General features: G+C 72.6%; 15 protein-coding genes. 13 read left to right on the top strand and 2 right to left on the bottom strand.

Going from position 1 to position 18,259, the window contains the following annotated elements:
* Positions 1-9 precede the first annotated feature (9 nt).
* From J2S57_RS31970 to J2S57_RS31955, 4 genes are all read left to right on the top strand, one after another.
* The gene (locus tag J2S57_RS31970) at positions 10-276 is read left to right on the top strand and encodes a sarcosine oxidase subunit delta (protein WP_307249725.1); all 267 of its coding nucleotides are present in this window, start codon (positions 10-12) and stop codon (positions 274-276) included.
* Entirely contained in the window at positions 273-3,053 is a 2,781-nt protein-coding gene (locus J2S57_RS31965) for a 2Fe-2S iron-sulfur cluster-binding protein (protein WP_307249724.1), read from the top strand. The genes J2S57_RS31970 and J2S57_RS31965 overlap by 4 nt, the downstream gene beginning before the upstream one ends.
* Positions 3,046-3,552 carry a sarcosine oxidase subunit gamma gene (locus tag J2S57_RS31960; protein WP_307249723.1) on the top strand — a complete coding sequence of 169 codons (507 nt, stop codon included), beginning with the start codon at positions 3,046-3,048 and terminating at the stop codon, positions 3,550-3,552. Before J2S57_RS31965 ends, J2S57_RS31960 begins: the two co-directional genes overlap by 8 nt.
* Before the next feature lie 71 nt (positions 3,553-3,623).
* Entirely contained in the window at positions 3,624-4,292 is a 669-nt protein-coding gene (locus tag J2S57_RS31955) for a GntR family transcriptional regulator (RefSeq protein WP_307249722.1), read from the top strand.
* Between the two features lie 213 nt (positions 4,293-4,505).
* Here J2S57_RS31955 and J2S57_RS31950 read toward each other — a convergent pair whose 3' ends face one another.
* Together J2S57_RS31950 and J2S57_RS31945 are read right to left on the bottom strand one after the other, a co-directional pair.
* Positions 4,506-5,255, bottom strand: a complete 750-nt coding sequence (locus J2S57_RS31950) for a DUF899 family protein (RefSeq protein ID WP_307249721.1) — start codon at positions 5,253-5,255, stop codon at positions 4,506-4,508.
* A 75-nt stretch (positions 5,256-5,330) separates the two neighbouring features.
* Positions 5,331-6,146 carry an MOSC domain-containing protein gene (locus J2S57_RS31945; RefSeq protein WP_307251147.1) on the bottom strand — a complete coding sequence of 272 codons (816 nt, stop codon included), beginning with the start codon at positions 6,144-6,146 and terminating at the stop codon, positions 5,331-5,333.
* 1,073 nt (positions 6,147-7,219) lie between these two features.
* On the opposite strand from J2S57_RS31945, the gene J2S57_RS31940 reads away from it, so the two are divergent.
* From J2S57_RS31940 to J2S57_RS31900, 9 genes are all read left to right on the top strand, one after another.
* Positions 7,220-7,819 (top strand): hypothetical protein, encoded by a 600-nt coding sequence (locus tag J2S57_RS31940; protein WP_307249720.1) that lies wholly within the window; start codon positions 7,220-7,222, stop codon positions 7,817-7,819.
* Positions 7,820-8,135: 316 nt separating this feature from the next.
* A complete protein-coding gene (locus tag J2S57_RS31935; RefSeq protein ID WP_307249719.1) occupies positions 8,136-10,673 on the top strand; it encodes a fibronectin type III domain-containing protein in 2,538 nt (845 codons plus the stop codon).
* Positions 10,674-10,715: 42 nt separating this feature from the next.
* Positions 10,716-11,684: an AAA family ATPase gene (locus J2S57_RS31930; protein ID WP_307249718.1), complete on the top strand. Its 969-nt coding sequence runs from the start codon at positions 10,716-10,718 to the stop codon at positions 11,682-11,684.
* Complete coding sequence (locus J2S57_RS31925) at positions 11,681-12,913, top strand: DUF58 domain-containing protein (RefSeq protein ID WP_307249717.1); 1,233 nt, start codon at positions 11,681-11,683, stop codon at positions 12,911-12,913. Before J2S57_RS31930 ends, J2S57_RS31925 begins: the two co-directional genes overlap by 4 nt.
* A 139-nt stretch (positions 12,914-13,052) precedes the next feature.
* The gene (locus tag J2S57_RS31920) at positions 13,053-15,236 is read left to right on the top strand and encodes a transglutaminase-like domain-containing protein (protein WP_307249716.1); all 2,184 of its coding nucleotides are present in this window, start codon (positions 13,053-13,055) and stop codon (positions 15,234-15,236) included.
* Positions 15,233-16,924, top strand: a complete 1,692-nt coding sequence (locus J2S57_RS31915; protein WP_307249715.1) for a serine/threonine-protein kinase — start codon at positions 15,233-15,235, stop codon at positions 16,922-16,924. The genes J2S57_RS31920 and J2S57_RS31915 overlap by 4 nt, the downstream gene beginning before the upstream one ends.
* A 94-nt stretch (positions 16,925-17,018) precedes the next feature.
* On the top strand, positions 17,019-17,351 hold the full coding sequence (locus J2S57_RS31910; RefSeq protein WP_307249714.1) for a hypothetical protein: 333 nt from the start codon (positions 17,019-17,021) through the stop codon (positions 17,349-17,351).
* Positions 17,348-17,920, top strand: coding sequence for a hypothetical protein (locus tag J2S57_RS31905; RefSeq protein ID WP_307249713.1), 573 nt, complete (start codon positions 17,348-17,350; stop codon positions 17,918-17,920). Before J2S57_RS31910 ends, J2S57_RS31905 begins: the two co-directional genes overlap by 4 nt.
* Before the next feature lie 23 nt (positions 17,921-17,943).
* Positions 17,944-18,234: a WXG100 family type VII secretion target gene (locus J2S57_RS31900; RefSeq protein WP_307249712.1), complete on the top strand. Its 291-nt coding sequence runs from the start codon at positions 17,944-17,946 to the stop codon at positions 18,232-18,234.
* Positions 18,235-18,259: the final 25 nt, after the last annotated feature.

Genomic DNA, 18,259 nt, shown 5'->3' with positions numbered 1-18,259 from the left:
AGTCAGCTGATGCAACTGATCGAATGCCCGTACTGCGGCCCTCGCGAGGAGGTCGAGTTCCACTACGGAGGACAGGCGCACATCGCCTACCCGGAGACGCCCTCCGAGCTGAGTGACGAGGAGTGGGCCCGGTACGTCTTCTTCCGCGACAACACCAAGGGCGAGTTCGCCGAGCGATGGAGCCACAGCGGGGGTTGCCGCCGGTGGTTCAACGCGGTGCGCGACACCCGTACCTACGCCTTCCACTCCACCTACCGGATCGGTGAGAAGCCATGAGCCGCGTCGACGGGTTCGGGCGGGTCGACCGCTCGAGGACCATCAGCTTCACCTTCGACGGCCGCGCGTACACCGGGCACCCGGGTGACACGGTCGCCTCGGCGCTGCTGGCCCACGGGGTGACGAAGATCGGCACCAGCGTGAAACTGGGCCGCCCGCGCGGAATCACCGCATCGTGGAGCGAGGACCCGACCGGTCTGGTGCAGATCGAGGAGCCCTTCCCCGAGCCGATGCTGCTGGCCTCGACGGTCGAGCTGGTAGACGGCCTGGTGGTGCGTGGCCTCAACGGCCAGGGCCGTCTCGCCGACGTGCCCGACACGGCGCGCTACGACCGGAAGTACCACCACGTCGACACTCTCGTGGTCGGGGCCGGTCCCTCCGGTCTGCTCGCGGCGCTCACCGCGGCCCGCCGGGGTGAGCGGGTGTTGATGGTGGACGATCGTCCCGACGCGGGTGGGTCACTCACCGGGAGCGAGACGGTGCACGGGGAGCCGTCTCTCGGTTTCGTCGAGGGTGTCCTGCACGAGCTCGGCACCTACCCGGAGTTCGAGTACCTGCCCCGTACCACCGCGATCGGGCACTACGACGACGGTTTCGTGCTGGCGCTGGAGCGGCGCACCGACCACCTGGCGCAGCCGCCCGTGAACCGTTCCCGTCAGCGGGTGCACCGGGTGCGGGCCAAGCACGTGGTGGTCGCGACCGGTGCTCACGAGCGTCCCATCGTGTTCGCCGACAACGACCGGCCGGGCATCATGCTCGCAGCCTCCGCTCGTGACTTCCTGCACCGTTACGGCGTTCTCGCCGGGCGCCAGGTGGTGGTGTTCACCAGTGACGACGCGGCCTACCGGGCGGCCGAGGACCTGGCGGCGGCGGGGGCGGACGTGACGGTGATCGAGACCCGCGCCGCAGGTCCCGAGACGGGGGTGAGGACCCACCGGGGTGCCCGCGTCGTCTCCACCCGTGCCCTCCTCCCCGCCGACGCCACCCCGCAGACGCAGGGGCGCATCGCGTCCGTCGCCGTGGTCGACGCCGACGGCAAGGAGTTCGGCCTCAGCTGCGACCTGCTCCTGGTCTCCGGCGGCTGGAACCCCACCGCGCACCTGTTCAGCCATGTGCGGGGTGCGCTGGCCTACGACGAGACGCTGGGGGCGTTCAAGCCCGGCGAGAGGCTCGGGAACACCACCGTCGTCGGTGCCGCCAACGGCACCCTCGAACTCGCCCGGATCCTGGCCGAGGGCGGCTTCGACGGCCCGGTCGACGACGGCCCGGAACGCACCCCCGGTGAGATCATCTGGCGGGTGCCGGGTCCCGACGACCGTCAGTTCGTCGACGTGCAGCGCGATTCCACGGTCGCCGACATCACCCGCGCGGTCGGCGCCGGGCTGCGGTCGGTCGAGCACATCAAGCGTTACACCACGATCGGCACCGCCCACGATCAGGGCAAGACGTCGGGCGTCATCGCCGCCGGGATCGCGGCCGAGCTGCTCGGGCAGCCGGTGCGGGCCCTCGGCACCACCACGTTCCGCCCGCCCTACACGCCCGTGGCCTTCGCCGCGCTGGCCGGCCGGGAGCGCGGCGAGCTGTTCGACCCGATCCGGGTGACGGCGCTGCACGGCTGGCACGTCGCGGCCGGTGCGGTGTTCGAGGACGTCGGGCAGTGGAAGCGGGCCCGTCACTACCTGCGGCCCGACGAGGACATGGAGGCCGCCGTGCTGCGCGAGTGTGCCGCCGTGCGAACCGGTGTCGGCATCCTCGACGGCTCGACGCTGGGCAAGATCGACGTGCGGGGCCCGGACGCCCCGGTGCTGCTCGACCGGATCTACACGAACATGATGAGCAGCCTCAAGGTCGGCGCCGTGCGCTACGGCGTGATGTGCGGCGTCGACGGGATGGTCATCGACGACGGCACCGTGCTCCGGCTGGCCGACGACCGGTACATGGTCATCACCACCACCGGCGGCGCGGCGAAGATCCTGGACTGGATGGAGGAATGGGTCCAGACCGAGTGGCCCGACCTGCGCGTGCACCTGACGTCGGTCACCGAGCACTGGGCCGTGTTCCCGGTCGTGGGGCCCCGCTCCCGTGACGTGATCGGTGAGGTCTTCGCCGACCTCGACGTGGCCAACGAGGCGTTCCCGTTCATGACCTGGCGGGACACGGTTTTCGAGGGCGTCCCGGTGCGGGTCGCGCGTATCAGCTTCTCCGGCGAGCTGGCCTACGAGGTCAACGTCAACGCCTGGTACGCGCCCGCCGTCTGGGACCGTCTGCTGAAAGCGGGGGAGAAGCACGGCATCACGCCGTACGGCACCGAGACCATGCACGTGCTGCGCGCCGAGAAGGGCTACCCGATCATCGGGCAGGACACCGACGGCACCGTGACCCCGCACGACCTGGGCATGGCCTGGGCGGTGTCGAAGAAGAAGCCCGACTTCGTGGGCAAGCGGTCGTTCTCGCGGACCGCGAATCTCGACCCGCTGCGCAAGCAGCTGGTCGGGCTGCTGCCGACCGACGCGTCCACCAAGCTCCCCGAAGGCTCGCAGATCATCGAGTTCACCGAGACCGGTGTGCTCCCGGCCCCGCCGGTGCCGATGCTCGGCCACGTCACCTCCAGCTACCGCAGTGCCGCCCTCGGGCGCCCGTTCGCGCTGGCCCTGCTCAAGGGCGGACGCGACCGGCTCGGTGAGGTCGTGCACGTGCCCGTGGACGGGCAGCTGGTCGCGGCCGAGATCACCTCGTCCGTCCTCTTCGACCCCGAAGGAGCCCGTCGCGATGGGTGAGAACACGCTTCAGCGAACGCATCCGCTGCAGGCCTGGGAGGAAGCGTTCGCGAGACTGCCCGAGGGACTGCAGATCACGGTCGAGCCGTACCTGGCGATGGCCGTGTCCCGGGGTGACCACGACACCGAGGTCAACACCTGGCGCGAGACCGACGACGGTCAGGTCGTCTGGCTGGGCCCGGACGAACTGCTCGTCACCAGCACGGTGCGCAGCGGTGAGCAGCTGGAGGCCGACCTCCCGGGCACGGATGTCTCCGCCCAGCGGATCAGTCTGCGCCTGAGCGGTTCCCACGCCCGCGAGCTGCTGACCACCGGTACCTCGCACGACCTGCACCCGTCGGTCTTCGGGGCGGGCCGCAGCGTGCAGACCACGATCGCCATGACCGGGGTGGTGCTGATCTCGCTGAGGGACAACGACTACCGCATCCTGGTGCGCTCGTCGTTCGCCGGCTACCTGGCCGGGTGGCTGCTCGACGCGGCCCTCGAATTCACGCCGTGACGATCGCCGTCTGCCCGGGACCGGGGTGCGAAGCCGGCCGGGTCGCGCCTGGTCCCCCCTACCATGGGGCCGTGAGCGCGACACCCCTCGAGCTGGACGGGCGACCGGTCAGCCTGGCCGAGCAGGCCTACCTGGCCGTGCGCGACCAGCTGATCATGCTGCAGATCCAGCCCGGGCAACCGATCGACGACGTGACGCTGGCCAGGCAGCTCGGCGTGGGGCGCACCCCGCTGCGTGAGGCCCTCAAACGGCTCGAGCAAGACCGGCTGGTGGTGTCGTTCCCACGCCGCGGCACGTTCGCGACCGGGGTCGACATCGCCGACCTGGCGCACGTCTCCGAGATCCGCGCGAGCCTCGAGCCGCTGGCCGCCCGCCGGGCCGCCGAGCGGGCCACGCCCGAACTGCGCGCCGAGCTCACCGACATCTCCGGGCGCACGCGCGCCCTCGACTTCGACGGGTCCGAGCGCAGCGACCTGATGCGCTGGGACCTCTACGTGCACCGCACGATCTACCGGGCCGCGGCCAACCCGCACCTCGAAGACGTGCTGATCCGCTACGACAACCTGGCCACGCGCATCCACTGCGTCTTCCTCGACCGGCTCACCACCATGGACATGCACATCGTGGCGGAGCACGTGGCGCTGCTCGAGGCCATCGCGTCGGGGGAGCCCGACCGCGCCGAGCAGCTGGCCCGGGAGCACGTGCTGGGCTTCGAGAAGGCCGTGCGCGCGGTGATCTGAGTCCCACGCCACAGCGAGGCGCCCACCCACCTCGCTCCGCCCGGTGGGTGGGACGTGCGCGGTGGGTGGGACGTGCGCGGTGGCGGGCACTGCGCGGTGGCGGGCACACGGCCGCGCACGTCCCGTTCCGGCTCGGTACGAAGGCTTTTGGACGCGCCGGTGCGGTTGACCGCCCGAGGCACCCGGGTGGGTGGCCGGCTGCGAGGGTCGAGCTCAGTGCTGCATGGTCGTGCGGCCCAGGCTCTGCTCCGGGCCGGCGCCGGGCCGGGTCCACTGGGGCACCGGACGGCCGGTCTCGCCCCAGGTGGCGTTCCCGTCGGCGTCGGTGCGCCAGTACCAGCAGGCGTGGTTGCCGGGGGAGCGGCCCTCCGGGTTGTCTTCCCAGGCCTCGCCGCGGCCGCGGGGCGTCATGTCGAGCAGGGCGAAGGATCCGCTGGCCGCCTCCACGCCGCGGCCGGTGGTGGAATAAGTGAGGAACGTGCGGTCGCCGTCGCGCAGGAAACTGAAGAGCGAGCCCATGCCCCCACCGACCGGGGGCTCCACGTCACGCACCGAGTACCAGGGCTGGGTGTAGCCCATGAACTCGACGAACGGCGCGATCTCCTGCGGCGGGGCGGTGGTGAGCACGGCGTACGAGACGCCGCGGCTGTTGAGGTAGCTGACGTCGTGCAGGTGCCAGGCGGTGAACGTGCAGCCCTCGCACTGACCCTGGTGCGGAGCGCCGTCCCACCACATGTGCTTGTAGGCGACCAGCTCCTCGCGCCCCTGGAACAGGCTGATGAACGGCACGGGCCCGTCGGCACCGGTCACCTCGACCTGGCCGTCGAACTCGACCATCGGCAGCCGGCGCCGGGCCGCGGCGATGGCGTCTCCCTCGCGTGTGTGCGCCTTCTCGCGAACCAGCAGGTCGTCGCGGGCCGACTGCCAGGTGGCCAGGTCGACGACGGGCGGAAGGTTCGTCATGGTTCCTCCTGAGAGTGGACGGTTCGCAAGTCGTGACTGCGCCACGGCCCTGAACTCATCGCTACCGCCCTCGATTCATCGCAGCAGCCGCACCGGATCGCCGACCGACACCGCACCCGGCGCGGCCACCGAGCCGTAGACCCCCAGGCACGTGTCCCGGTGCCGGGCGACGGCCCGCAGCACGTCGGGTGTGCGCTCGCCGGTGACCGGGTCGATGTTGACCACGACGCAGCGGTGGTCGCGCCGGTCCACGTGCATCCGCAGCCCGGTCCCCAGGCCCTCCCGGCCGTTCACGCCGGTCAGCCGGCCGTCGTCCTCCGGCTCGACGGGCCCCTGCTCAGCCGTCCCGAACACCAGCGTGCCGCCGACCCAGGAGTCCTCGGCGAACGGATCGTCCCCCAGCGGCTCCACCACCAGGTTCGGGCGGAAACGCAGCACGTCCGCGTCCCGCCCGGCCAGCGCCCCGATCTCCTTGACCGAGCGGGTGCTGATCAGGGACAGCGGGGCGGTGTCGAACGTGCCCCGGTCCAGCTTCATCGCCCGGGCGCCGAGCTCCTGCGCGAGGCGGGGATCAGTGACCTCGACGTCCTCACCCGACGGGGTCCGCACCCGCAGCCCGTCCACGGCACCGTACGGCCGGTAGGCATTGAGGTCGTTCCGCTGCCGCAACGTCAGCCACGGAAACCCCGGATTCCTCGGCGCAGGCTGCACGAACGCCCACCGCCGGTCACCGTCCAGGCCGTTCCAGTGCACCTCGGCCGACTCGACCGGCTGCGCCGCCATCGACTTGACCGGATACCGGTAGATCGCGGCGACCACCCCCACCGGCAGTCCTGCGGCCGACCCCGCGCCGACATCGTGCTGCTGCCCCTGGGACCGGGCCGGAACCATCACCAGTGCCTCCTCGAAAAGAGAAGGCGCCCTTACTCGTTCGCGCCGGACCGTTCGTCCGGGGCCGACACCGAGCCGGAGCGTGGCGAACCTTCCCCGGTCCGTCGCAGCGCCTCTCCGGCTGCGAGCGCCAGCGTCTCACAGTGGCCACCCCCACGAACCGCGGCACGCGGGCACCTCCGCTCTCCTTGCCCGTCCGTCGGCCGTCTGCCCACCCCGCCCCGTCTGTCGCACCTCGTCCGCTCGCCCCGACCCGCCCCGCCCCGCCCCGCTCCGACCCGACGCGACCCGACGCGACCCGACGCGACCCGACGCGTCCGCCCCGGCCCGACGCATGTACCCCGACCCGACGCGTCCGCCTTGCCACGACGCGTGCGCCTCGCCTCCACCTCACCTTGCCGCTCGACCCGACCCGCTCGCCCCGGCCCGCCGGCCCGCCCTGTCGCAGATCAGGACGCCGGCACCGAGGCCTCCGAGACGGCGGGGGTGACGCCCAGGCCGCTGGCTTGCCTCGCTCAACACCTCAGGCGCCGTTGATGCCGGGCCCCGGACCAAGGACGACGGAGAACCGGCGGACGCAGTGACCTCCACCTCTCCGGGAACCCGGTCCTCCACGGGGACGGCGGGGCATGTGCTGCTTTCGATTATCGATAATCGAAAGCAGCACATGCGGCGCTCAGCCCGTCGTGGCCGGGGCAGCGAGCCTCTCAAGGTCAGGACGCGCTGAAGTGCGCCCGTTGCGCCGTCGCAGCGGGGAGGGGCGTCACCTCGGTCACGACGACGTGGGCCCGCACCCGGCTCCACCTCCGGCCCGGGCAGATGGAGTGCGGCCGGGGTGTCTCGGACCCCGGCGCTCCTGCGAACCACGCGGGCGAACTGCGCGGGCGAACTGCGCGGGCGAACTGCGCGGGCGAACTGTGTGTCCGTGGGGATCGCTACGGTGTCGGGGCAACGGAAGGTGCACCGCGCGTCCCTCATCGGCCCCTGTCGTCCGGAGGGAGACTCACGGAACCGGGTATGCACTCGGAATGCCCTGGACGTGCACGATGTCAGCACGACGAACGAGGACTGAGATGTCGACCGTAGTGATCGATTACACCGACGACTGGATCCCCGCGGACCTCGAGGCCGACCCAGTGCTGTGGGCCCGGGAGACCGTGCTGCTGCGCGCCGGTGAGGAGGACCTCGAGCTGCCGGAGGAAGAGGCCGGGCTGCTGGCCGACGTGATGGTGCCCGCCCTGGAGCTGGCCCGGCAGGAGGACCCGCCGCCGGTCATGCTGCTGTTCCTGCTGCCGCAGGCGGACGAGCCCGCCGTGTGCGCCGTGACGGTGCGCGGCGAGGCGGTCGAGGAGGACGTGACGCTCGACGACGTGCTCGAGGAGCTGCGGCTGCCGGAGGAGATGCTGGCGGAGCCGCCGCTGGAGGAGACCGTGCAGACCGTGTCCGGGGCGGCGGTGCACCTGGTGCAGCGTTACCGGGTTCAGGAGGAGGACGGCACGGACTCCCTGATCCAGGAGTACGAGGTGTTCGTGTGGCGGCTGAGGGACCCGGACGGTGACGAGGTGGCCGTGTACCTGTCCACCAGTTTCGTGGATCTGGCCGAGGCGGAGCGGCGCCGTCCGGACCTGATCGAGCTCGCGACGACGCTGACCCTGGGCGACGACGAGGACTGACGATTCCCTTGACGGCGCAACCATTCTCGCGACGACGGTGAAAGCTTGGTGAGAAGGGGCGCTGTCAAGGCCTTTACGGGCGGTCTCCCCTAAGTGGCCGCTAAGCCAATGTGAATCCTGAGCGCGCGTGAGCTACGTCGGGTGACTGATTCGTGGCCGACAGTGAAAGTTCTCCGAGATTGCGAAGTTCTGCGGGGAACTGGGTACGGTTGGTGACGAGCGGACCGGCAAGTCGTCCGTGACGGTCAGGGGCTTTCCCCTGGCGGGGTGGTGATGTTCCGGGGGGAGACCGGTGAACTGGGGTTGGCTCCTGCCGTTGAAGAAGCGGCAGGGTGTGGGTCTGGCCGCGTGCGCGGTGGTTTTCGCGCTCGTTCTGGGCGGCGGGCTGCTGGGCGCGCAGGCGACCGGCGCGGTCGTGCGCCTGCAGGACGGTGGCGCCTGGCTGGCGAACGCCGCGCAGCACTCGGTGACGTGGGTCAACGGGTACGCCGGCCAGGCCGGCAAGACCGTGCCGGTGGGCTCGCTGAGCTCCCCGTTCACGGTCGTGCAACGGCCTGACGGCGCCTACGCGATCGACGAGAACGGCAACGCCACACTCATCGACGGCGCGCAGCTCAAGGCCGACCAGGCCCCCGGGCGGCTCGGCACCGGGGTCGACGTGGTGGCCAACGAGTCCGCGACCTGGCTGGTCGACCACACCAAGTCCCAGGTGCAGCGCCTCGACCCGGCCACCCTCGAGCCCAGCGGTCAGGCCGTCGCGGTCAAGGGTGTCACCGACGCCGTGGTCGACGACGAGGGTTTTCTCTGGGCCGCGATCCCCACCGAGGGGGTCGTGGTGCGGGTGTGGGACGACGAGACCGGCCGCACCGAGGTCGGCCGGGCGGGGGAGACCCTGACCGTGGCCGCCGACGAGCAGGGCGCGCACGTCGTGGCGGTGAACACCACCAGCGGGGCGACCTTCTCGCTGCACGGTGACGACCCCGCGCGTTCGTTCCCGGCGCTGCCGGCCGGTTCCGGCGCCGACGGCCTGATGGTCGACGTCGACCACGACGGCGCTCTGCTCATCGGTCTCGACGGCCGCGCCGTGGTGGTGCCCGCCGAGGGCGAGGGGCGCGCCGTGACGCTGCCCTCCGGCACCCAGGTCGACCAGGTCGACATCGTGGCGGGCGTCGGGTACGTCACCGACCGCACCTCCGGCTCCCTGGTCAAGGTCGATCTCGGCTCCGGGCAGGGCAAGGCCGTGCCGAACGTCGGTGACGACGACCTCACCGACGTGGTCGCGCACGGGAACCTGCTCTACCTCAACGACTCCGGCGGCAATCAGGTGAAGGTGGTCAAGCCCGACGGGGTGATCGTGCCGATCGAGAAGTACCGGCCCGGTCAGGACCCGACGCAGGCCGACCCGGTCACCCCGCAGCAGCCGACGACCCCGGCGAACGAGCCGACCCGGCGTCCGCAGCGCACGCCGGACAGTGCTCCCGACAACACCTCGCAGGCGGGCGACGAGCCCAGCCGGGGCCCGCGCCGCAACACCGGCAGCCCGGCGGCCGACCGGCCCTCGCCCGAGGAGACGCCCGAGGCTCCGGCCACTCCCGAGGTGGAGGAGTCCGAAGAGCCCGAGGAGCCCCAGGTTCCGGGTGCGCCGGTGGTGACGGCGACGGCCGACGACGCCAAGGCCGTGCTCGAGTGGCGGGCCGCGCGGGCGAACGGCTCCCCGGTCACGGGCTACGAGATCCTGCTCGACAACGCCCCGGTGCAGCAGGTGGGCGCGAACGAGCTCACCGCCACCATCGGCGACCTCACCAACGGCCAGCAGTACGACGTGCGGGTGCGGGCCCTCAGTGACGCGGGCGAAGGGGCGCTCTCCCGCGTGCGGTACGTGACGCCGAGCGCCGACCTGCCCGGTGTGCCCGCGAACGTGACGGCCACGCCCGGCGACCAGCAGATCGCCGTGAGCTGGGCCGCCGCCGAGGCCGGGCGCACGCCGGTGGTGGGTTACACGGTCACACTGACCGCGACCAGTGGCGGCGTGACGACCGTCGAGGAGACCGGGCTCCAGGCCACGGTTCCCGACCTGACCAACGGCACGCGCTACGTGGTGCGGGTGGCGGCACGCTCGGCCGGGGGCACCGGTGAGGCCGGTCTGCCCGCCGCCGGTCAGCCGGGCAGCGAAGACACGCCGGCCGTCCCGTCGGGCGAGCCGGGCGCGATCACGTTCGGCACGCCGGTCAACGGCGACGGCAAGGCGAGCGTCACCTGGACCGCCGCCGACGCCCAGGGCAGTGACATCACGGGCTACCAGGCCAGCGTCGACGGTGGCGCCGAGAAGGACCTGGGCAACGTGACGAGCTGGGAGGCAACCGGTCTCGCCAACGACGTCGACCACACCGTGCGGGTGCGCGCCGTGAACGCCAACGGCCAGGGCGAGTGGGCCTCGGTCAAGGTCTCACCGGCCTCCCCGCGCAAGACGATCTACCAGTGCGCGAACAACGAGGTGCGGGGCATCTACATGCTGAACCTCACCAACGACTGCAACAACGCCGTCGCCCAGCGCTGGGACCCGGGCGTCAAGGCGTTCGACGCCCTGTCCACCGCGCAGACCGGCAGCCGGCAGATGTACCGCTGCGTGTACCAGGGCGACCGGGCCCTGCTGCGGCGCACCATGGCCAGCTGCCCGTCCGGCTGGAGCAGTGACGGCCCGCAGTTCTACTCCTGGTCCACCGAGCACGCCGGCGCCACCAAGGTCACCGAGTACTCCGACAAGAGGGGTACCGAGAGCGCGTACTACTACGTGATCGCCGGGCAGGGCGCACCGTCCGGTTTCAGCGCCACCGGCACCGTCTTCTGGGTCTGACCACACCTTTTCAGCAGAACGAGAGCGCAGGGAACAAACACGATGTCTGAACTCGCCGAGATCGCCGGCCGGATCCGCACCAGCGTGGAGCGGGCCCTGCAGGGCAAGCCGGAGCAGGTGCGGCTCGCGGTCGTCGCGTTGCTCAGCGAGGGGCACCTGCTGGTCGAAGACGTGCCCGGCGTCGGCAAGACCACCCTGGCCCGGGCGCTGGCTGCCACCGTCGAGGGCCGCTGGCAGCGCGTGCAGTTCACGCCCGACCTGCTGCCGTCCGACGTCACCGGCATCACCGTGTATCACCAGCAGGCGCAGAAGTTCGAGTTCCGGCCCGGCCCGGTGTTCGCGAACATCGTGCTGGCCGACGAGATCAACCGGGCCTCGCCCAAGACCCAGTCGGCGCTGCTCGAGGTGATGGAGGAGCGGCACGTCACGGTCGACGGGCGGCAGTACCCGGTGCCGCGCCCGTTCGTGGTGGTCGCCACCCAGAACCCGGTCGAGATGGACGGCACGTTCCGCCTGCCCGAGGCCCAGCTCGACCGGTTCATGATGCGCATCAGCATCGGCTACCCCGACCCGCAGACCGAGTCGGCGATGCTGAAGCAGGAGGCGAACGCACCCACCGTGGAGTCGATCCGGCCCGTGGTCGGTCTCGACGTGGTGCAGAAGATGATCCAGCACATCGCCCGCACCCACGTGGCCGACGAGGTGCGCGACTACATCGTGTCCGTCACCGGCGCCACCCGCTCACTGCCCGAGGCCCGCATCGGTGCCAGCCCGCGCGCCGGTCTCGCACTGCTGCGCGCGGCCCGCACCTCCGCCGCCGTCGACGGGCGCGACTTCGTCACCGCCGACGACGTGAAGGCCATGGCCCCGGCGGTTCTCGCGCACCGCCTGATCCTCAGCCCGCAGGCCGAGATGGCCGGCGTCACGCAGGCCGACCTCGTCGACCGCGTCATCACCGGTCTGCCCACGCCGACCTCGCGGGCGGCAGGCGCGGGTAACCGCCGGTGGTGACGACGACCGGGCCGTCCGCCGGGCCCGGTGCCGCTGCGACAGGCGCCCTCGACGCCCCGCGAGGCCTCGGCGCCCCGGAGAGCGTCGACCTGGGCCGGATCCGTCTCAGCCCGGCCGGCCGGGGCCTTCTCGTCGCCGCGATCGTCTGCCTCGTCGGCGGTTTCACCCTGGGCTACGACGAACTGTTCGGTCTGGCCGGAGCCGCCGGCCTGCTCGTGCTCGTCGCCGTGGCCCAGGTCGTCGTGCGGGTCTCGGCGCGCGTCGAGCGCAGCATCGCCCCGCAGCGCGTCAGCGTCGGCGAGACCGCCATGGGCATGCTGCAGATCCACATGCGCGGGCGCGGCCGGTCGATGCGCGCGGTCGACACCGTCGGCGGGCGCCGCCACGAGATCCCGGTCCCGTCCGGCGGCGGTGACGTGCGGCGCGTGGTCTACGAACTCGACACCAGCCGCCGCGGGGTGTTCCCGGTCGGCCCGCTGCGCCTGCACCAGCACGACCTCGCCGACCTGGCCCACCGCCGCCGCGAGGCCGGCGAGATCCTGCAGCTCGTCGTGCGTCCCGTCGTGCACCCGCTGCGCCAGCCCGCCCAGGGCCGCTCGCGTGACATCGAGGGCCCCCGCACCACCTCGGGCGCCGAGAGCGGCGTGACGTTCTCCGGCCTGCGCGAGTACGTGCTCGGCGACGACCTCCGCATCATCCACTGGAAGGGCCTCGCCCGCGGCGGCCCGCTGACCGTGCGCACGCACGTCGACAGCACCCGCAGCGACATCCTCATCCTCCTCGACGACCGCCCGGCCTCCTACACCTCGGAGAACGACTTCGAGCAGGCCGTCTCGTTCGCCGCCTCGGTCGCGGCCATGGCCTTCGAGGCCGCCGTCACCGTGCGCGTCACCACGGTCGGCGGCACCAGCCTGGCCGGCTCCGCCGCGACCGTCCTCGACGGACTCGCCGGCGTGACCCCCGCGTCCTCCACCTCGGGGGGCCTGGGCGCGGCCGCGCAGCAGAGCGCCCTGCGCGGCGGTCGCAGCGCGGTGGCCGTGCTCGGCCGCAACGCCGTCGGCGAGATGCCCGGCCTGAGCGCGCTGCGGCAGGGCTGGGGCACGGTCGTCGCCGCCGTCATCGACCCCGACGCCACGCCGAACAGCCGCCCCGCCGACGCCGGGATCACCGTTCTCGCCGAAGCCACCGCCGCCGATCTGGCCCTGTCCTGGAACCGGCGGTGGGCATGAGATCCGCGACGGTCCCCACCGGCCCGATGGTGGACGCGCCGGGCTCGGTCGGCCCGAGAGTCCCGGCCCGGTCGCCTGGCCGGGTCAGTCCCGGTGACTGCTCAGCCGTCGTCCCGGCCGTTCCCGGACGGGGGCAGGCATGAGCGCCCCCGTTCTCGACGCCCCCACCCGCCCCGCGCCCCGGGCTCCGCAGCCCGGGCCGCCCACGACCGAAACGCCCCGGCGCGCCGGCCCGGGCGACGCGTCCACCGTTCGCGTCCTCCTCGGCCTGCTCACCGTGCTCGCCGGCGCCTGGGCCTGGTGGCGCATCTACCCGGCGCAGTCCCTGCCCGTCCCCGCGCTCGCGGGCGCGCTGCTCGGCACCGGCGCCGTGGTGCTGGCCGACAAGGCCACGCACCCGCAGACACTCGCACGTCCCCTCGTGCGCACCGTGCTCTGGCTGCTCGCGGCCGCCACGGCCGGGCTCGTTACCGCCCTCAGCGTCGCCGTGCCCCGCGCCACGTCCCCGGCCGACGCGGTCAACGGCGTCGTCAGCTCCCTGACCGGCGGCCTGGCCCGCATCCTCACCACCACCCTGCCCGCCCCGCCGGCCCCCGACCTGCTCCCGCAGTACGCCGTGCTGTGCGCCCTCGCCGCCGCCGTCACCGCCGCGATCGCCCGCACCCGCGGTGGTCTCGCGCTCGCCGCCCCGGCCGCCTGCCTCCTCGTCACCGGGCTGGTCTGCGGGGTCGGGGGCGCCGGCTCGCCGCTGCGGGTGAGCCTGCCGTTCGTGATCGCCGTCGGCCTGCTGGTGCTGCCCCGCCCGCGCCTCGTGCCCGCCGCGGTGACCGCCGTCGTGCTCGCGCTGGGCTGTGCCGCCGGGCTCCTCGCGTCCGGTGCCGCCCGCGACCCGCTCGACCCGCGCCACCTCACCGCCCCGCCGCTGCGCGCCGAGCAGCCGACCGCCCCGATGGACGAGATCGCCGGCTGGCTGCGCCATTCCCGCGACATCGCCTTCACCGCCACCGTCGACAGCTCCTGGCGGGCCGACCCGCAGCCCTGGCGCATCGCCGCGCTCGACACCTACGACGGCATCCGCTGGACCAGCAGCACCCCGGCCGTGCCGATCGGCTACGACCTGCCCGTGGGCGAGGCCGAGACCACCGGCACGGCCCGGGTCAGCGTGACCCCCGGCGACCTCGACGGCGTCTACGTGCCGGTCTCCGGCCGGCTGCGGCACCTGGCCCGCCCGGGCATGACCTACGACCTGACCGGCGAGACCCTCGTCGACCCGGACGGCGTGCACGGCACCTACGAGCAGACCGTCGCGCTGCCCTCCCGCACCGGGCTCGACCGCGCGTCCGCCGGTGGCACCGGGGCCGGGGCGGCGAGCCGGGCCCTCAACGGCTGCACCGACGCCAGTCTCCTCACCCTGGCCTCCACCGCCGTGGAACAGGCCGGCCCGGGCGCCTTCGCCCAGGCCGAGGCCCTGCAGACCTGGTTCCACGACACCGCTGCGCTGCGTCTGGACCCGGACGCCGAACCCGGCACCAGCTGCGCCCGGGTGACCGAACTGCTGGGCAGCACCGGCGGCAACGGCACGCCCGACCAGTTCGCCACCGCCTACGTGCTGATGGCCCGCAGCCTCGGCCTGCCCGCGCGGGTCGCAGCCGGGTTCGAGGCCGGCACACCCGACAAGTCCGGCCGCGTCACGGTGACCTTCGGCGACGCGACCGCCTGGCCCGAGATCTGGCTCGACGGCGCGGGCTGGGTCGCGTTCGACGCCGTGCCCGACCGCACCGGCTCCGGCCCGTCCCGCCAGGAGGAGAAGCAGGAGAGCACCACGAAACCCCCGACGCAGCCGAACGACGAGGACGACGCGACCGACCCCGACCGCAGCGCCGCCGGTGACGCCGGTGGCGACGAGGCGAGCTCGTCGGCCGCCCCTCTCGTCGGTCTCGGCATCGGTCTCGGCGCCCTGCTGGTGCTGCTGCCCCTCGCGGGTCTCGTGCTCACCCTGAACCGCCGCCGGCGCCGCCGGGGCGCCGGCCCGCTCGGGGCCTGGGCCGAACTGCTCGACCGGCTGGCCGATCTCGGCCACCCGAGCGCCGGGCGCACCACCCAGGAGATCCGCCGCACGCTCGAAGACCTCGACGCCCGCACCGCCCCGGACGCGAAGACCCTGGCCGGCCTGGTCGACGCCGAGGTCTACGGCCCGGGGCCCGGTGGGCCGAACGACGCCTGGAACCGGCTGCGCGCCATCGAGAAACACCTGTCCGGCCTCACCCCGGTCTGGCGCCGTGTCCTGCGCCGCGCCGACCCGCGCCGGCGGAGGTGGGCGTGAGCGAGCGGATCTCCCCGGCGGAGGCGTCGCGGCTGGTCGAGACCATCCCGGAACTCGACGGCGTGACCCACATGACCGCCGTCGCCAGCGGCGGGTTCAGCCGGATCTACAAGGCGTTCCAGCCCGCGCTGAGCCGCACCGTGGCGATCAAGATCGTCACGTCCGACGGCCTCGACCCGCGCATGCGCGAGCGGTTCAGCCGCGAGATGGGCATGACCGGCATGCTCGGCGAGCACCCGCACATCGTCGACGTGTACCACCACGGCCTCACCCGCAGCGGCGAGCCGTTCCTCATGATGCGCTGGTACGAGGGCGGTTCGCTGGCCGACGGGCTGCGTGAGAGCGGCCCGATGCCCACGGCCGTCCTGCTGCCGTTCGCCGTGAAGGTGACGTCCGCCCTCGCGTACGTCCACCGTCACCAGTTGCTGCACCGGGACATCAAACCCGGCAACATCCTGCTCACCGCGCTCAACGAGCCGGTGCTGGCGGACTTCGGCATCGCGGTGGACGCGCGCCAGGCGGGCACCGCGACGGTCGCCTGGACCCCGGTGCACGCGGCCCCCGAGGTGATGGCCTACGAGGAGCCGACACCCCGGGCCGACATCTGGTCGCTGGGTTCCACGCTCTACGCCGCGCTGGCCGGGCGCCCGCCCTACCCGGTCGACCCGGGCAACACGCTGGCGTCCATCCAGCAGCGGTTCCGGGGCGCACCACCGCCTTTCGTGCGCAACGACGTCCCCTCGTCACTCACCGACCTGCTCGCCGCGAGCCTCGCGAGCCGTCCCGAGGACCGGCCCGACAGCCTCGAGTTCGTCGCCCGGCTGCAGGAGGTCGAGCGGGAGCTCGGGCTGCCCACGACCACGGCGCCCGGCGTGATCACGGCCCCACCGCGTCCACCCGCCCCGCAGGGCCCCCGAGACGCCCGCCCGGAGCCGGACCCGTTCCCCGGCACCCCGGGCAGCTTTTCGTCTCAGGCCCCCGACCACACCACCGGCCGGCGGGCCCAGCCGGTCGCGCCGCTGCTGCCGTTCGACGCGGAACCGGCCGACCCGCAGGAAGAGTCGACCCTGGTCCCGAACCCCGGGCCGAGCGGCCGGGGCACGTTCTCGTCCGAGGTCACCGGCAGCCCGGACGCCGCGACGGTGCTCAACCACGACCCGTCCCGCGACCGCAAGACCGGCTGGTCGTGGAAACGGCGCCTGGGCACCGCGGCGCTCAGTGGCGTCACCACGCTCGTGCTCGTGCTGGTGGCGCTGACGTTCCTGGTCCCGCGCGGGGAGGGTGACGGCGACGAAACCCCCGATCCCTCGCCGACGTTGGAGGCACCGACGGTCAACGGCCTGCGCCGCGTCGACAGCAGCCCCACGAGCATCACCATCGCCTGGAGCACGTCGGGCCGGTTCGACTACCCGACCCGCGTCTCCATCGAGGACGGCAAGTCCTGGTGGCTGGAAGACGCCGAGGTCAAGGCCCTTTCGGCGGTGATCACCGATCTCGAGCCGGGCACCCGGTACTGCCTGAAACTGGACGTGCTCTACGGAACCGGAGCGCCGGCGGCGTCGGCCTCCCCGGCGACCACCACGTCCACCATCGCCCCGACCGACGCGACCGACCCGACCGGCACGGGGAGTGCCACCGGACCCCGGTTGTCGACCTCGGAGCGGCGGTGCTTCAGGACGACGCGGTGAGTGCCACCGAAGCCCGCCTTCAGCGGGTCTTCAGCAGGCCCTGGTGTTCTTCGGTCACACGCAGGGCACCGGGACGAGTGAGGGAGGAAAGATCATGGCGGACGCTTTCGGCGTCGACGCACAGGTCGCCGGCCAGGTGGCCCGCAACCTCGCGGACATCCGTAACTCGTTCAACGACCTGAAGAACGTGTTCGGCTCGGGCGGCGGGGTGACCGGCTCGGCCCGGGTGCAGCGTGCGCTGGACGACTTCGCCGACCAGTCCTCGGACGTGCGGGAGAAGCTCGACGGGATGCTCGAGCGGGCCTCGGGCATGATGTCCGGCCTGGCGACGGGGGCCCAGCAGCTCGACCAGGGGCTGGCCGACGCGGCCACGGTCGACCCGGCCGCGGCGCAGTCGCAGGCCCAGGCCGCGGCGGGTGCGGCGTGAAACCCGAGTTCACCATCCGCGTCCCTCCGGTCTGGTTCGAGTTCGACGTCTGGCGGGCGACCCGCACGGGCGACCTGGCCCGGCTGGTCGACGGCCGGATCGCCGGCGACGCTCGGCTCGCGAAGTTCCGGGGGCCGCTGCTGAAGGCCCTGCGGGAGGCCGCCGAGCAGGCGGAACGGCAGGGCGCCGTGATGTGCGCGGCGATGACGCAGCCGCAGGACGAGGCCGTGCTCACCGCGATGCTCATGGTGTTCCACACCGAGGGCGCGGCCGACAACTCGGTCGAGGCGATCGCCTCGCAGATCACCGCGAGCGAGCGCCGCACGGTCGCGGTCGTCGAGATCCCGGCCGGGCCCGCGGTGCGGGTCCGGGGCGTCGAGGCGGTCCGGCTGGGCGAGCGCACCGTGGACTGCGTGAGCATGCAGACCCTGCTCCCGGCACCCGGCGGGGGAGTGGTCAGCATCGCGCTGACCAGCCCCCAGACCGAGCTCACCGAATCCTGGCTGGACCTGTTCGACGCGATCAGCAGCACGTTCGCGTGGGCCGGCCAGGTCAGCACCACCAGGTAAACCAACGAGAACAAGGGGTAGTCATGTCGATCAGCGTGAAGTACGAAGACCTGCAGAGCACCGCCACGCAGCTGAACAGCGGCCGCGAGGAGATGGTGGCCAACCTGACCCGTCTCAAGGGCCTGGTGGACGCGCTGGTGAGCAGCGGTTTCGTGACCGACCAGGCGTCGGGCCGGTTCCAGCAGTCGTACCAGCAGTGGAACACCGGGGCCAGCAACGCGATCCAGGGCCTCGAGGGCATGTCCCAGTTCCTGAACACGGCCATCCAGAAGCACCAGCAGCTCGACTCCGAGCTGGGGTCCGCGGCCGGCTGATCCGGCCGATCCGTCACTGAACGAA

This window comes from Kineosporia succinea, from assembly GCF_030811555.1.
Taxonomy (GTDB): domain Bacteria; phylum Actinomycetota; class Actinomycetes; order Actinomycetales; family Kineosporiaceae; genus Kineosporia; species Kineosporia succinea.
Note: the sequence above shows the minus strand (reverse complement) of the source record. Positions and strands in the feature narration are given on the sequence as shown.